Genomic DNA, 12839 nt, shown 5'->3' with positions numbered 1-12839 from the left:
ACAGCTGCGGTAGCGGCAGCAAACATTCAACCAGACAAGAGAGCGCCAATGCGAATTGCCAGCACCGTCCTTGTTCTCGCGCTCCTTGGAGGATGCGCAGAAAGCGGCCCCAAGGCCCACCTGGTCGATGAAGCCGCGGAACGCGCGACCCTGGATGTCGAGGCCCGGGCGGCGGCGCATGCCCTGTCGCTTTATCTGAACGGCATGGTTCCGTCCCCCTAGCTCCGGGCAGGACATCGCGCGATGATAGTCCCGCCGGCCGGCTTCGGGCGCAGGCGACCCCCGGACATGCAAGATGCCCGGGGAATTGCTTCATCGGCTTACGCCGGGACGATCTTGCCGGGCAGGTTGTTCACCCGCATCGTTTCCTGCGGCTGGTAATGGATGACCGAGCGGATCGACTCGCCCGCATGCAGCAGGTCGAAGGCGGTATTGATCTGCTCATGCGTCATGTTGTGGGTGATATAGGGATCGACGTCGAAATCGCCCCGCAGCCATTCGTCCACCATGCCGGGCAGCTGGCTGCGCCCGCGCACGCCGCCAAAGGCCGAGCCGCGCCAGACCCGGCCGGTGACCAGCTGGAAGGGGCGGGTGGCGATCTCTTCGCCCGCGCCGGCGACGCCGATCACCGTGCATTCGCCCCAGCCCTTGTGGCAGCATTCCAGCGCCGAGCGCATGACATTGACGTTGCCGATGCACTCGAAGGAGTAATCTACACCGCCGCCGGTCATGTCGATGATGAGCTGCTGGATAGGCTGCTGGAAATCCGCGGGATTGATGCACTCGGTCGCGCCAAGGCCGCGGGCCAGCGGGAACTTGTTCGGGTTGGTGTCGATGCCGATGATCCGGCCGGCGCCGACCATCTTCGCCCCCTGGATCACCGCCATGCCGACCGCGCCCAGGCCGAAGACCGCCACCGTCGCGCCGGGTTCCACCTTGGCGGTGTTCCTGACCGCACCCATGCCGGTCGGAATGGCGCAGCCCATGACGCTGGCCTTGGCCAGCGGCGCCTCGGTCGAGATCTTCGCCACCGAGATCTCGGGCAGCACCGTGTATTCGCTGAAGGTGCTGGTGCCCATGTAGTGATGGATCATCTTGCCCTTGTAGGAGAAACGTGAAGTGCCGTCGGGCATGACGCCGCGGCCCTGCGTTTCGCGGATTGTCTGGCACAGATTGGTCTTGCCCGATTTGATATCGGGGCAGTCCGGATCCTCGGGGATGTAGAGCGGGATGACATGATCGCCCGGCTTGACCGAGGTGACGCCGCGGCCGATCTCTTCGACGATCCCGACGCCCTCATGGCCGAGGATGGCGGGGAACAACCCCTCAGGGTCCTTGCCCGACAGGGTGAACATGTCGGTATGGCACAGGCTGGTGGTGACGATACGGACCAGGACCTCGCCGTTCCTGGGGCCTTCAAGGTCGATTTCCTCGATCTCCAGCGGGCGGTTCGGTTCCCAGGCGATGGCGGCGCGGGTTTTCATCTCGGACAGTCTCCTCGGCTTGCATCCAATCACGTAATGTTATTACGTTACTGATGCTGCAGGAACCTGTCCGGCCGGTCGATTTCGGACAGGGTTCCCGATGTTCAGGCCAAGGGACAGGAAGCGAATGACAGGGCAGGGGCCAGCCGCGCCCGGCAGGGACAGCCACCGGGTGCATATCGTCATCTATCCCGGCTTCAAGTCGATGGAGGCGGTCGGGCCGGTCAATGTGCTCAGCTATGCCAACCGCCATCTGGCCGAGCGGGGCGATCCGCGCCGCTACGACATCGTGCTGACCGCGCCCCGGCCCGGCGCCATCCCCTCGGATACGCCGATCACGCTTGCCGCCGAAACCGGATTGCCCGAGACCGGCCCGCTGGCCACGGTCATGGTCGCCGGTGCGCTGGACATCCAGGCGGCGCTGGCGCGGGAAGCCGGGCTGGTGGAGTGGTGCCGCCGGCGGGCCTTCGAGGCGGAACGCTTCGCGGCGCTCTGCTCGGGGTCGTTCTTCCTGGCCGCGGCGGGGGTTCTGGACGGACGCCGCGCGGCGACGCATTGGAGCGTGGCCGAGCTGTTGCAGCGCCGCTTTCCCGGGGTCCGCGTGGATGCCGACGCGATCTTCGTGCAGGACGGCAGCCTGTGGACCTCGGCCGGGGTGACGGCGGCGATCGATCTGGCGCTGGCCTTCGTCGAGCAGGATTTCGGCCGCGACCTGGCGCTGGCCGTGGCGCGCGACCTGGTGATCTATCTCAAGCGGCCGGGAGGGCAGTCGCAGTTCAGCGCCGCCCTGACCAGCCAGATGCGCGGCCCGCCGGGGATGCGGGACATCCAGTCCTGGCTGCTGGCCAACCTGCACCAGCCTTTGCGCATCCCCGACATGGCCGCCCGCGCCGGGATGAGCCCGCGCAACTTCACCCGTCTGTTCGCCGCCGAACTGGGCACGACTCCGGCCAGCTATCTGGAAGGCGCGCGCTGCGAACGGGCCAAGGCGCTGCTTCTGGACAGCGACCTGCCGCTGAAGGCCATTGCCTTCCGCTGCGGCTTCACCTCGGACGAGCAGTTGCGCAAGGCCTTCCTGCGCCGGTTTTCGCTGACGCCGCGCGACTATCGCGACCGCTTCGGGACGTCGCGGCCGGGGTGAAAGGCGCAATGCCGGGCCGGGCGGTCTATCGCTGCGACAGTCGCGCCGTGCTTGCCGGCCAGGGATCGTCGAAGGCTTCGCCCGCCCTCCACGCCGCGACCTCTGCAGGGGTGCAGAAGCAGCCCCTGACCGCATCGGCGAAGTCCGCCAGCCCGTCGCGGTCGCCGATCACGGTCAGCCGGCAACGCCGGTCGCCGAACTCGGGCGACATGCCGGCAAGGCGCCGGCGCATCTCTTGTCGTTCCTCGGGCAGCAGGTTCAGGCTGTCGTCCTCCAGCGCCGCGACTTTCCAGTAATTGACGATCTCCAGCCCGATGCTGCCGGCGGTCTGGTTCCACAGCAGTTGCAGCCGGTCGCGCGAAGGCAGCCAGAAGAAGCCCTTGCTGCGATGGATGCCGGTGCCGAGGGAATGGTTATAGACCTTCCACAGCCTTTGCGGGTGAAAGGGGCGGGGGTCCGCGATCACGATGCTGCCGAGCCGGTAGCCTTCGGCCCCGGACATCGAGGCGGTGCCGCGGCTGCGGTCCCAGTCGGTCAGCTCGGCGCCCAGGGTGGCGACGCGCGCATGGTCATAGGGCGGCAGGGCCAGCACATCGGCCAGCCGGACATTGCCCCATTGCATCCCCATGATGTCGGCGAAGGGGTTGAGCGGATGGATCGCCTGCGCGACAGTGCGCAGCGTCTCGCCGGATACCCGGTCCATCTTGCTCAGCAGGATGCGGCTGGCGAACATGATCTGCTCGGCCAGCAGGTTCTCGATCCCGCGCCGACCCTCGGCCAGATGGTGCGAGGCGGCGGGCAGGATGGCGCGGCCCAGGTCGTGGTCCTGCGCCAGCGTCACCGTGTCCGCCACCGACAGGAAACCGTGCAGCCGCAGGGCGGGATGCACGCGGATCGCTTCCAGAAGCGGCCAGGGATGGGTGCTGCCCGAGGTTTCGATCAGGATATGCGTGGCGCCTGCGCCGGTCACTTTGTCCACGGCGCCGGCGAACTGCTTCAGCCCCTGCGCGTCGCTGATGCTGCCGGCCGGAATGGCGGCAAAGCGCGGGTCGCGGCGCGAGATCACCTCGCTGGTGTCGAGGATCGCGCCATCGACATCAAGCGCGCTCATCTCGTTGACGATGACGCCAAGCCGCACGCCCGGCATGCCCCGGGCCTGCACCAGGAGGCTTTGCAGGAGCGTGGTCTTTCCGGCGCCGAGAAAGCCGTTGAGAATCGTGACCGGAATCTGCGGCATGGTGTCTTCCTGAATGAATGCGGGTCAACCGGCGGCGAGCTTGCCTGCGGCCTTGCGGAACCATTCAAGCGTCCTCGCGTGATGGGCCTGACCCCAGCGGTCGATGAATTTCTGGGTGTGGAAGTCATGCCCGTCCTCAAGCGCGGCGATGCGCCCGGCCACATAGGCCGGGGTCAGCGGGATGCCGCATTTGACGGTGATGCAATGTTCCCATTCGTCATAGGTTTGCGGAATGTAGTTCATCCAAATCCTCATGCAGGCGTTGAAGAAAGCGCGGCGGATAGCGGGTCGTCGCGCCACAGGGCAACCGAAGTCAGGCCGAGGCCGCCGAGGCGGCGCAGAAGGCCATCCGGGCTGAGATCGCAAGCCATGCCCGGCATGCGGCGGGAACCTTGCAGGCGAAGCCCGTGCCGTCCGCTCCGCGTCTCCAGCAGGGCGTCGGCGCCCTCGGGGACCGCTCCCGCCCGTTCGGTCAGGATCAGTTCCGGCTCTCCGGTCCGGGTGCGGTGCAAGAAGCCGGACATGATCGCGGCGGCGTCAGCTGCGCCTTCGCCGACCGTCACCTCGATGCCGGCCGCGCGCAGTCGGGCGAAGCCGCCGCCGTCTACGCGGGGATCGGGATCCTGCATCGCGGCAACGACACGGGTCACCCCGGCAGCAATGATCGCATCGGCGCAGGGCGGGGTCCTGCCCCAATGGCAGCAGGGCTCCAACGTGACATAAAGCGTGGCTCCGCGCGCCGCCGCCCCGGCGCGGTTCAGCGCGACCCGCTCGGCATGGGGCCGTCCGCCCGGCTGCGTCTCGCCTTCGGCGATGATCGTGCCGCCTTTCACGATCACGCAGCCCACGGGCGGATTGGGCCAGACATGGCCGCGCATCCGCCGGGCCAGCGCCAGCGCCCGGGCCATCCAGAGCGCATCAGAGCTGCGTGGGATTGGGCGCATCGCCGTAGACCTGAACCGGATCGAAAAGCTTTTCGGACTCGGTGAAGACGAGCCGTGGCGCACCGTCCCCGCCCAGCGGCACCGCACGATAGAAGCAGGAGCGATAGCCGACATGGCAGCTTGCGCCCCCGGCGATCTCGACCCGCAGCCAGATCGCGTCCTGATCGTCGTCGATCCGCATCTCGACGATCTTCTGGATCAATCCGCTGGTCGCGCCCTTGTGCCACAGGCATTGCCGCGAACGGCTCCAGTAATGCGCCTCGCCGGTTACGATGCTGCGCGTCAGCGCCTCGGCATTCATCACGCCCATCATCAGCACCTCGCCGCTGCTGGCGTCGGTGGTGATGACCGGGATCAGCCCTGCGGCATCGAATTTCGGAGCCAGCGCATGGCCTTCCTCGACCTGCGCGACCGTGAGGCGGGGGGAAAAGAGCGACATCGTGTTTCCGTGCTTGAATTACAACGAAGATGGCATGCGCGAGGAGTGGTGCCCGGTGATCAGCCAGACCCCGTCGATTTCCTCGAAGGTGAACAGGTAGCGGGCCGGCAGCGTCTGTTCCGCGCCGTCGCGTTCGAAGGTGAAGGTGTAATGCCCGCCGACAACCACGGTGCCCAGCTTGTGGCTGATCCGCTTGCGCAGCGTGTCGATACGACAGCGCAGCTTGGGATTGGCGAGGAAGCTTTCGAAATAGGCCCGGCGTTCCTCGGCATGGCCGCCGATCTCGTCCGCCACGGTCGGGACCAGGATGGCATCGGTGGCGTAAAGCGCCAACAGATCCTCCAGTCGGCCCAGGGACACCACCTCGGCCCATCGCATCAGGGCCTGGCGCACCTGCGACAGATAGGGCCGCGCGGCTGCCTCGAACAAGGCATCCTCCCGGACGCGGCTGGTCGTCACATCTTCCAGCATGGCTCTGCTCTCCTCGCTGTCCGGGGTGGGCCGGCCTGAAAACGGCATTGCAGGTCCCGGTGATTCTGGCTATTGGAGTAACGTAATAACATTACATTTACGAGGACGCCATGCCGACCAGCCAGCAAACCCGCGACAATCGCCTGCCCGTCACCGTCCTTTCGGGCTTTCTGGGCGCCGGAAAGACCACGCTGCTGAACCATATCCTGAACAATCGCGAGGGGCGCCGCGTCGCGGTCATCGTCAACGACATGTCCGAAGTGAATATCGACGCCGATCTGGTCCGCGAGGGGGCCGAGCTGAACCGGGCCGAGGAAAAGCTGGTCGAGATGACCAACGGCTGCATCTGCTGCACCTTGCGCGACGACCTGCTGCAAGGGGTGCGCAAGCTGGCCGAGGAGGGCCGCTTCGACTACCTGCTGATCGAGGGCACCGGCATCGCCGAGCCGCTGCCCGTCGCCGCGACCTTCGATTTCCGGGACGAGAACGGCGACAGCCTGTCGGATGTGGCGCGGCTGGACACGATGGTCACGGTCGTCGATGCGATCAACCTGACCAACGACTTCGCCAGCGACGATTTCATCGCCGAACGCGGCGAAAGCCTGGGCGACGAGGATGAGCGGACGCTGGTCAACCTGCTGACCGACCAGATCGAATTTGCCGATGTGATCGTGCTGAACAAGGCGACGGATGCGGGACCCGAGCGGCTGGACCGGGCGCGCAAGATCGTGCGCGCGCTGAACCCGGACGCGCAGCTGATCGAGACGGATTTCGGCCGTGTCGAGGCCGATGCGATCTTCGATACCGGCCTGTTCGATTTCGACCGCGCGCATATGCATCCGATGTGGGCGAAAGAGCTTTACGGGTTCCAGGACCATGTGCCCGAGACCGAGGAATACGGCATCTCGTCCTTCGTCTACCGGGCGCGGCGGCCGTTCCATCCCCGCAAGATCTACGACCTCTTCAACGGCGAGTTGCCGGGCGTGATCCGGGCCAAGGGGCATTTCTGGATCGCAAGCCGCCCGAACTGGGCGGTGGAGTTCAGCCTGGCCGGCGTCGTCTCCTCGGTTGTGCCGCTGGGCGGCTGGTGGGCCTCGGTGCCGCGCGAACGCTGGCCGACCCATCCCGACAGCCTCGCCGAAGTGGCGAAGAACTGGGAGGAACCCTGGGGCGACCGGCGTCAGGAACTGGTGTTCATCGGCGCGGGCATGGACCCTGCGGCCATCACCACGGCTCTGGACGACGCCCTGGTCGACGCCTGGGACTTCACGCCCGAGGCCTGGGCGAGATTGCCCGATCCCTTTCCGCAATGGGGCCAGCGCCGCGTCGCCTGAGTGCGGCGGCTGACGAAAAGGACGAAGGGCAGGGCTGCCCCGTCCACGAGAGGACCATACAGGTAGAGGAGAAGCCGCTGCATGACCGAAACCGTTTCCGCAACTCCGCAAGGAGCATCCCCCGATCAAGCCGAGGCGCGGGAAATCCTCGAATCCGACAGCGGGCTGGTTCTGCAGCAGGTTGCCCAGCCGGGGGTCGGCGCGGCGATCTGGCGGCGCAGCCTCTCGTCCGGTTTTGCCGAATGGATCGAGGGCATCCCGCTTGACCAGATGCCGGCGCTGCGCGCCCTGGTGGATTTCCGCGCGGTCGAGAACTGCATCCATGCCGCCTGCGACCTGTCCGGGCTGCCCGCCGGGACGATGCGCGACCTGCTGGCCAGCGACATCGGGGCGCTGGCGCTGATGCTGGCGCAGATCATGCGCAATCCGCTGATGCATCTCCGCTTCGAAGCCGTGACGACGGATGCCTGCCGGAAATTCCATGTCGACCAGATGCCCGCGCGGCTGCTTTGCACCTATCGGGGGCCGGGAACGCAGTTCGGGTTGCAGGACGAAAGCGGCCAGGTCGTGCCGGCCGGCGAGATGCGCGCGGGCGAGGCCGCGATCCTGCGCGGCGGGCTGTGGCCCGGCGAGGAGGTCACGACGCTGCTGCACCGTTCCCCGCCCATCGCCGGAACCGGCGGGGTGCGGCTGTTCCTGGCCCTCGACCCCGCCGCGGAACCCGCAGCCGAGGCGCGGAGGCTGCACTGATGCGCGGCAACCTTGCCACCTCGCTGCGCCGCCGCCGCCGGCCCTGTCCGATCGCGCAATACGACCGCCTGCCGCCCGAGTTGCGCCGTTGGCTGGCGCAGGCGGCACTGCCCTGGAGCCCGGTTTCGGCGCTGCGCCTGTGGCAGAAGCTGATGGCCGAGACCGCGGGCAATGCCGAGGCCGCCTGCCGACGCCTCGACCTGATCGAGGCGCGGATGCTGATGCGCGATGCGCCGCGGATCTGGGCTGACTAGCTGGGGCTTCGCGGCATACTGGTTGCTCGTGACCAGCATCCGGGTGTTGGGAGGGTGTCGGGACCGGGGCGAAATAGGGGTCCGGGATTGTCCCGGCGCCGGCAAGGGCCCGGCCGCGGCATGGGCGAAGATGGCGGCTCGTTACCACTATAGCCAAGTCCTGCGAGTCCTGCGCGGGGATGCCTGGGGAGCCTCTCAGAAGGCCTGCAGCACCGGCGGGGGCGCGGCGGAGGGCTGGGGGACGGTATAGGGCGACAGGAAGGGGGCGAACTGGTCCACCGCCCGGCCCAGCCGGGTATGGGCGGCATCGTCGGCCAGCTTGCCGCCGGTGAATTCGCGGTCGGCGACATAGACTCCGGTGGCCAGGGTCTGCGCCTCGAAAAAGGCCATCAGCGGCCGCAGCTGGTGTTCGATCACCAGCGCATGGCGGTCGCCGCCGCCGGTCGCGGCCAGAAGCACCGGCTTGCCGGCCAGCATGGGGGGATCCAGCAGGTCGAGGACATGCTTGAACAGCCCGGCATAGCTGCCCTTGTGGACCGGGCTTGCGATCACCAGCGCATCGGCATGGATCAGCTCGGTGAGATGCGACAGCGCCTCTGGGTCGAGGTCGCTGATGTGGCGAGCATGGCCCAGAGACGGGCCCAGATCGGCAAGATCGAAGACATGGCCGACGGCGCCGAAGCGGTCGGCGGCCAGATCCACGGCGGCCTGGACCAGGGCGCGGCTGCGCGAGGGGGCGGAAAAGCTGCCGGCAAAGCCGGTGATGGTCAGGGCGGTCATGATGATCTCCTGTTCTGTGCAGTCCCGAAGGGTCAGGACAGAGGCGGCCTGTGGCCGGCGGCGACGGCGGGTCGTGCCGCCGCCGGGTGCAGGATGGGGCCCAGCAGGGCATGGCGGGCGATCTCGCGCGCGATCTGGCTGGTCTGGGAGGCGCATTCCGGTGCCCCGGTCAGCTCTCCCAGATGGCCCCGGGCCAGCGGGCCGGCGATGAGGATGCGGTTGCTGGCGCGTCCCTGCGCATCCAGCGCCCGGCAGATCTCTGTGGTGGCAAGGCCCAGGCCCAGCGGACAGGGCACGATCAGCCCCAGCCGCGCCAATGCGCCAAGCGCCGGGTTGGCGTCGATACATCGGTCCTGCGCGGGGCCGGTGGTGACGATGATGCGGTCGAAATGCGCCTGCTGCGGCTGGGACCGGCCGCGCGGACGCCAGCGGACATCCACGCCGCCGCCGCGCCTCGCCGCGTCCAGAAGATGCCCGGCGACGAATTCCAGCCGGCTCTGATCGGTCAGCCGGGCCAGCACGGCCTCGGTCTGCGGGGCAAGGCGATAGCGGTGCACGTCCCACCAGACGCGCAGGTGGCGCAGGAAGCGCCGCCGCTCGGTCATGTCCAGCGCCGCCCAGATCTGCGGGGCCTGTGCCCGCAGCCGCCAGAAGGTGGCGTGCCAGCCGTTGCCGCGCGCTTGATCGTCGACGATGGCATGGCGCACCCGGCGCAGCAGGTCCGAGACGCGCCGCGCGGGCGGGGCGGTGAAATCGGCCTGGCTGTCATGCTCGGCCGCGCCCTGGCCACGGGCTTGCAGCCCGCGCCGCGACAGGCAGGTGATCTGCCCGGCATGGCCCTGGCGGTCCAGCGTGGCGACGGCGTCGGCGGCGCTGAGCCCGGCGCCCAGGATGAGCACCCGCGCCTGCTGCGGCACGGCGGCCAGCGCCTCGGCATCGCCCGGATCGGCGACCAGCAGGCTGCTGCCGGCCAGTCCGGCCAGGGGCCGGGGCAGGGCAGGGGCGGGATGGCCGCTGGCCAGCACCAGCAGGTCGGCGTGGATGCGGTTGTCGTCGGAAAGCAGCAGCAAAAGATCGCCGTTCGCGCCATGCGCCACATCGCTGACCCGCGCCCGGATATGGCGCACCGCGCCCGAGGCCAGGTGCGGCGCCAGCCGCTCGGCGACATAGCGGCCGAACAGCGCGCGCTGGACATAGAGATCGCCATTCGGCGCCGTCGCCTGCGGGTCCGGCAGGTCCGGATTCTCTGCCAGCCAGTCCGCGAAATCGCTGCGGTTCTCGGGGTCAATCGACATGCGATGCGCCGGCACGTTCAGCCGGTGCGCCGGGTCGGTGGCGGAATAGGCCAGCCCGCGGCCCAGTTCCGGCCGCGGCTCGACCACGGTCAGGCGCACCGGCAGCCGCATCCGCGCCAGCTGCCATGCCAGCGAGGCGCCGGTGAAGCCGCCGCCCAGAATGACGATGCGCAGGGGGTTCTGGATCGCGGTCATGGTCTCAGCCTCCGGCTACGGCAAGACGTGGCGCGGGCGGGGCCGGGCGATGGTCGTTGCCGATCGTCTCGCCGAAGGGGCCCATGTTGGCCGCAAGGCTGGCCTGCGGCAGCGGGTGGTCCAGCGGCAGCAGGGGCAGGACGCGTTCGCCGAAGCTGTAGGCTTCCTCCAGATGCGGATAGCCCGAGAGGATGAAGGTATCGATGCCGATGCGCCGGTATTCGTCGATGCGCTCGGCCACGGTTTCGGCATCGCCGACCAGTGCCGTGCCGGCCCCGCCCCGCACCAGACCGACGCCGGCCCAGAGGTTCGGGCTGATCTCCAGCTTGTCGCGGCGCCCGCCATGCAGCGCCGCCATGCGCGCCTGCCCGACCGAATCCATCCGTGCGAAGGTCTCCTGCGCCTTGGCTATGGTGGCGTCGTCCAGCCGGCTGATCAGCTGTTCGGCGGCCTGCCAGGCCTCGGCATTGGTGTCGCGCACGATGACATGCAGCCGGATGCCGAAGCTGACCTCGCGGCCCTCGGTCGCGGCCAGCCGGCGCACGGATTCGATCTTGTCGCGCACCTGGGCCGGCGGCTCGCCCCAGGTCAGGTATTTGTCGATCTGCCGCGACGCCACCTTGCTCGCCGCTTCCGACGAGCCGCCGAAATACAGCGGCGGGCCGTTTTCCTGCAGCGGCGGGAACAGCAGCTTGCCGTCTTCGATCTTCAGGTGCCTGCCGTGGTGGTTCACGGTTTCGCCGGCCAGCAGGGCCTTGTAGACGTTCAGGAATTCCTCGGTCACCTCGTAACGCTCGGCATGGTTCAGGTGGATACCGTCGCCGGCGTTCTCGACCGGATCGCCGCCGGTGACCACGTTGATCAGCAGCCGCCCGCCCGACAGCCGGTCCAGCGTCGCGGTCATGCGCGCGGCCAGCGTCGGCGATTGCAGCCCCGGCCGCACCGCGACCAGAAAGCGCAGCTTTTCGGTCTGCGAGGCCAGCGCCGCCGCCGTGACCCAACTGTCCTCGCAGCTGCGGCCGGTGGGCAGCAGCACGCCGTAATAACCCAGGGAATCGGCGGCTTGCGCCACCTGGCGCAGATAGGGCAGGTTGACCGCCCGGCCGCCGTCGGCCGTGCCAAGATAGCGGCTGTCGCCATGCGTCGGCAGGAACCAGAGCACGCGGATCTTGTCGGGAGTAGGGATGCTCATGTCGGAGTCCTTTGCTGATATCACGGCCGGGCAGCGGATGCCGGTCTTCTCGCGCCTCAGGAAAACACTTAAATACGACCAAGTATATAGTGATTTAGGGCGCGACAGGAATTTGGGCTGAAACCGGCATTTCCTGCCGCCGATTTGGAAAAATTCGCTATGCGAGCGGTGGCTGGGGGACTGATATTCTCTGCCCGGCGCGGAAGCCTCGGGCGTCCCGCGGAAGAACGGCGCCCATGGGTCCGGCCGGATTCGCCGGGTCGGCCCTGCGCCGCCGGACCCGGACTGGCGCGGCGCCACAGCCGCGGCCGGTCTGCCGCGCTTCCTCCATGCCCGGCCGGGGAACCGGGCCTGCGTCGCTGCCGGGGGAAAGAGAACGATGCTCTCCCAGCAGCACGACCTTTGGAATGGCCGCAGGATGGCTGGCGGCGTAGCAAAAGACGATCAGAATTATCGTTTTTTGGCCGCAGAGGATCAGCCATGAGTTCAGCAACGAGGTGGAGAACGCGCATCCCTGTCACGGTCGCCGCGCTGATGCTGTTGGCCGGCCCGGCGCCGGCCGGGGTCAGGATCGGCGTGACGCCCGGCGCGCTTGCCGATTCGATCAACGTCGCCGCCGAGGAGGCCAAGGCCCAGGGGCTGGAGGTCGAGGTTGTCGAGTTCAGCGACTGGACCACGCCCAACCTGGCGCTGGAGAATGGCGATCTGGATGCCAACTATTTCCAGCACCAGGCTTTTCTGGACAATGCCGTCCAGGAAACCGGCTATGACCTGACCTCGGTCGCGCTGGGAATCCTGCCCAATATCGGGCTTTATTCGGAACGATACGACCGGCTTGACCAACTGCCGGACGGCGCGCGCGTGGCGGTGGCCAGCGACCCGGTGAACCAGGGGCGGGGCCTTGCGCTGCTGCAGACCGCCGGGCTGATCGCGCTGCGTCCCGGCGTGGGCTGGAAGGCGACGCTGGACGACATCGCCGACAATCCAAAAGGGCTGAAATTCGTCGAGGTCGAGGGGCCGCAGTTGGTCCGCGCCGTGTCGGATGTCGATCTGGCGCAGGGCTATCCGGCCCATTACGTCAATGCCGGACGCGGCGATTTCGCGGGCAAGGCGCTGATCTATTCCGGGCTGGACGACACGCATTTCGCCATCCGCTTCGTGACCCGGACCGACAATTCCGACGATCCCGAGATCGCCGGCTTCATCCGCATCTATCAGCAATCTCAGGCCGTGCGCGACCAGATCGACGCCTCGAATGCCCATAACCCGGTGCTTTACTCGCTGCCCTGGCTGGCAGCGGCCAAGACCCAATAAGGAGACAGG

The 12839-nt window shown here is 67.9% G+C and carries 15 protein-coding genes; 6 read left to right on the top strand and 9 right to left on the bottom strand.

The window, feature by feature from the left end:
- The first annotated feature begins 48 nt into the window (after positions 1–48).
- Entirely contained in the window at positions 49–222 is a 174-nt protein-coding gene (locus tag LOS78_RS20130) for a hypothetical protein (protein WP_230378918.1), read from the top strand.
- 98 nt (positions 223–320) lie between these two features.
- On the opposite strand, the gene LOS78_RS20125 is transcribed toward LOS78_RS20130, so the two are convergent.
- Positions 321–1484, bottom strand: coding sequence for an S-(hydroxymethyl)glutathione dehydrogenase/class III alcohol dehydrogenase (locus tag LOS78_RS20125; RefSeq protein WP_230378917.1), 1164 nt, complete (start codon positions 1482–1484; stop codon positions 321–323).
- A gap of 127 nt (positions 1485–1611) precedes the next feature.
- Between LOS78_RS20125 and LOS78_RS20120 the strand changes: the two genes are divergently transcribed.
- On the top strand, positions 1612–2625 hold the full coding sequence (locus LOS78_RS20120) for a GlxA family transcriptional regulator (protein WP_230378916.1): 1014 nt from the start codon (positions 1612–1614) through the stop codon (positions 2623–2625).
- 25 nt (positions 2626–2650) lie between these two features.
- Here LOS78_RS20120 and LOS78_RS20115 read toward each other — a convergent pair whose 3' ends face one another.
- Genes LOS78_RS20115 through LOS78_RS20095 form a run of 5 tightly spaced genes read right to left on the bottom strand, consistent with a single transcriptional unit; the run spans position 2651 to position 5716 of the window.
- Positions 2651–3862 (bottom strand): GTP-binding protein, encoded by a 1212-nt coding sequence (locus tag LOS78_RS20115; RefSeq protein WP_230378915.1) that lies wholly within the window; start codon positions 3860–3862, stop codon positions 2651–2653.
- Between the two features lie 24 nt (positions 3863–3886).
- Positions 3887–4105 carry a hypothetical protein gene (locus LOS78_RS20110; protein WP_230378914.1) on the bottom strand — a complete coding sequence of 73 codons (219 nt, stop codon included), beginning with the start codon at positions 4103–4105 and terminating at the stop codon, positions 3887–3889.
- A gap of 8 nt (positions 4106–4113) precedes the next feature.
- A complete protein-coding gene (gene ribD / locus LOS78_RS22170; protein WP_371824731.1) occupies positions 4114–4770 on the bottom strand; it encodes a bifunctional diaminohydroxyphosphoribosylaminopyrimidine deaminase/5-amino-6-(5-phosphoribosylamino)uracil reductase RibD in 657 nt (218 codons plus the stop codon).
- A gap of 10 nt (positions 4771–4780) precedes the next feature.
- Complete coding sequence (hisI, locus tag LOS78_RS20100; protein WP_230378913.1) at positions 4781–5245, bottom strand: phosphoribosyl-AMP cyclohydrolase; 465 nt, start codon at positions 5243–5245, stop codon at positions 4781–4783.
- 18 nt (positions 5246–5263) lie between these two features.
- Positions 5264–5716, bottom strand: a complete 453-nt coding sequence (locus LOS78_RS20095; protein ID WP_230378912.1) for a nuclear transport factor 2 family protein — start codon at positions 5714–5716, stop codon at positions 5264–5266.
- Positions 5717–5826: 110 nt separating this feature from the next.
- On the opposite strand from LOS78_RS20095, the gene zigA reads away from it, so the two are divergent.
- From zigA to LOS78_RS20080, 3 genes are all read left to right on the top strand, one after another.
- On the top strand, positions 5827–7050 hold the full coding sequence (gene zigA / locus LOS78_RS20090) for a zinc metallochaperone GTPase ZigA (protein ID WP_230378911.1): 1224 nt from the start codon (positions 5827–5829) through the stop codon (positions 7048–7050).
- A gap of 81 nt (positions 7051–7131) precedes the next feature.
- Positions 7132–7800 carry a DUF1826 domain-containing protein gene (locus tag LOS78_RS20085; protein ID WP_230378910.1) on the top strand — a complete coding sequence of 223 codons (669 nt, stop codon included), beginning with the start codon at positions 7132–7134 and terminating at the stop codon, positions 7798–7800.
- Positions 7800–8054 (top strand): DUF6525 family protein, encoded by a 255-nt coding sequence (locus LOS78_RS20080; RefSeq protein ID WP_230378909.1) that lies wholly within the window; start codon positions 7800–7802, stop codon positions 8052–8054. Before LOS78_RS20085 ends, LOS78_RS20080 begins: the two co-directional genes overlap by 1 nt.
- 195 nt (positions 8055–8249) lie before the next feature.
- On the opposite strand, the gene LOS78_RS20075 is transcribed toward LOS78_RS20080, so the two are convergent.
- The 3 genes from LOS78_RS20075 to ssuD are packed head-to-tail and all read right to left on the bottom strand — an operon-like array spanning position 8250 to position 11516.
- Positions 8250–8834 carry an NAD(P)H-dependent oxidoreductase gene (locus tag LOS78_RS20075; protein WP_028712759.1) on the bottom strand — a complete coding sequence of 195 codons (585 nt, stop codon included), beginning with the start codon at positions 8832–8834 and terminating at the stop codon, positions 8250–8252.
- A gap of 32 nt (positions 8835–8866) precedes the next feature.
- A complete protein-coding gene (locus LOS78_RS20070) occupies positions 8867–10324 on the bottom strand; it encodes an FAD/NAD(P)-binding protein (protein ID WP_230378908.1) in 1458 nt (485 codons plus the stop codon).
- A 4-nt stretch (positions 10325–10328) separates the two neighbouring features.
- The gene (gene ssuD, locus LOS78_RS20065) at positions 10329–11516 is read right to left on the bottom strand and encodes an FMNH2-dependent alkanesulfonate monooxygenase (protein ID WP_230378907.1); all 1188 of its coding nucleotides are present in this window, start codon (positions 11514–11516) and stop codon (positions 10329–10331) included.
- A 480-nt stretch (positions 11517–11996) separates the two neighbouring features.
- On the opposite strand from ssuD, the gene LOS78_RS20060 reads away from it, so the two are divergent.
- Entirely contained in the window at positions 11997–12830 is an 834-nt protein-coding gene (locus tag LOS78_RS20060) for a MetQ/NlpA family ABC transporter substrate-binding protein (protein WP_230378906.1), read from the top strand.
- Positions 12831–12839: the final 9 nt, after the last annotated feature.

The sequence above is a fragment of the Paracoccus sp. MA genome (genome assembly GCF_020990385.1).
GTDB lineage: Bacteria > Pseudomonadota > Alphaproteobacteria > Rhodobacterales > Rhodobacteraceae > Paracoccus.
Note: the sequence above shows the minus strand (reverse complement) of the source record. Positions and strands in the feature narration are given on the sequence as shown.

What these genes read in the sequence shown, in the direction of transcription:
- LOS78_RS20130 (WP_230378918.1), top strand. Translation starts at nt 49, where the DNA reads ATGCGAATTGCCAGCACCGTCCTTGTTCTCGCGCTCCTTGGAGGATGC.
- LOS78_RS20125 (WP_230378917.1), bottom strand. Translation starts at nt 1,484, where the DNA reads ATGAAAACCCGCGCCGCCATCGCCTGGGAACCGAACCGCCCGCTGGAG.
- LOS78_RS20120 (WP_230378916.1), top strand. Translation starts at nt 1,612, where the DNA reads ATGACAGGGCAGGGGCCAGCCGCGCCCGGCAGGGACAGCCACCGGGTG.
- LOS78_RS20115 (WP_230378915.1), bottom strand. Translation starts at nt 3,862, where the DNA reads ATGCCGCAGATTCCGGTCACGATTCTCAACGGCTTTCTCGGCGCCGGA.
- LOS78_RS20110 (WP_230378914.1), bottom strand. Translation starts at nt 4,105, where the DNA reads ATGAACTACATTCCGCAAACCTATGACGAATGGGAACATTGCATCACC.
- ribD (WP_371824731.1), bottom strand. Translation starts at nt 4,770, where the DNA reads ATGGCCCGGGCGCTGGCGCTGGCCCGGCGGATGCGCGGCCATGTCTGG.
- hisI (WP_230378913.1), bottom strand. Translation starts at nt 5,245, where the DNA reads ATGTCGCTCTTTTCCCCCCGCCTCACGGTCGCGCAGGTCGAGGAAGGC.
- LOS78_RS20095 (WP_230378912.1), bottom strand. Translation starts at nt 5,716, where the DNA reads ATGCTGGAAGATGTGACGACCAGCCGCGTCCGGGAGGATGCCTTGTTC.
- zigA (WP_230378911.1), top strand. Translation starts at nt 5,827, where the DNA reads ATGCCGACCAGCCAGCAAACCCGCGACAATCGCCTGCCCGTCACCGTC.
- LOS78_RS20085 (WP_230378910.1), top strand. Translation starts at nt 7,132, where the DNA reads ATGACCGAAACCGTTTCCGCAACTCCGCAAGGAGCATCCCCCGATCAA.
- LOS78_RS20080 (WP_230378909.1), top strand. Translation starts at nt 7,800, where the DNA reads ATGCGCGGCAACCTTGCCACCTCGCTGCGCCGCCGCCGCCGGCCCTGT.
- LOS78_RS20075 (WP_028712759.1), bottom strand. Translation starts at nt 8,834, where the DNA reads ATGACCGCCCTGACCATCACCGGCTTTGCCGGCAGCTTTTCCGCCCCC.
- LOS78_RS20070 (WP_230378908.1), bottom strand. Translation starts at nt 10,324, where the DNA reads ATGACCGCGATCCAGAACCCCCTGCGCATCGTCATTCTGGGCGGCGGC.
- ssuD (WP_230378907.1), bottom strand. Translation starts at nt 11,516, where the DNA reads ATGAGCATCCCTACTCCCGACAAGATCCGCGTGCTCTGGTTCCTGCCG.
- LOS78_RS20060 (WP_230378906.1), top strand. Translation starts at nt 11,997, where the DNA reads ATGAGTTCAGCAACGAGGTGGAGAACGCGCATCCCTGTCACGGTCGCC.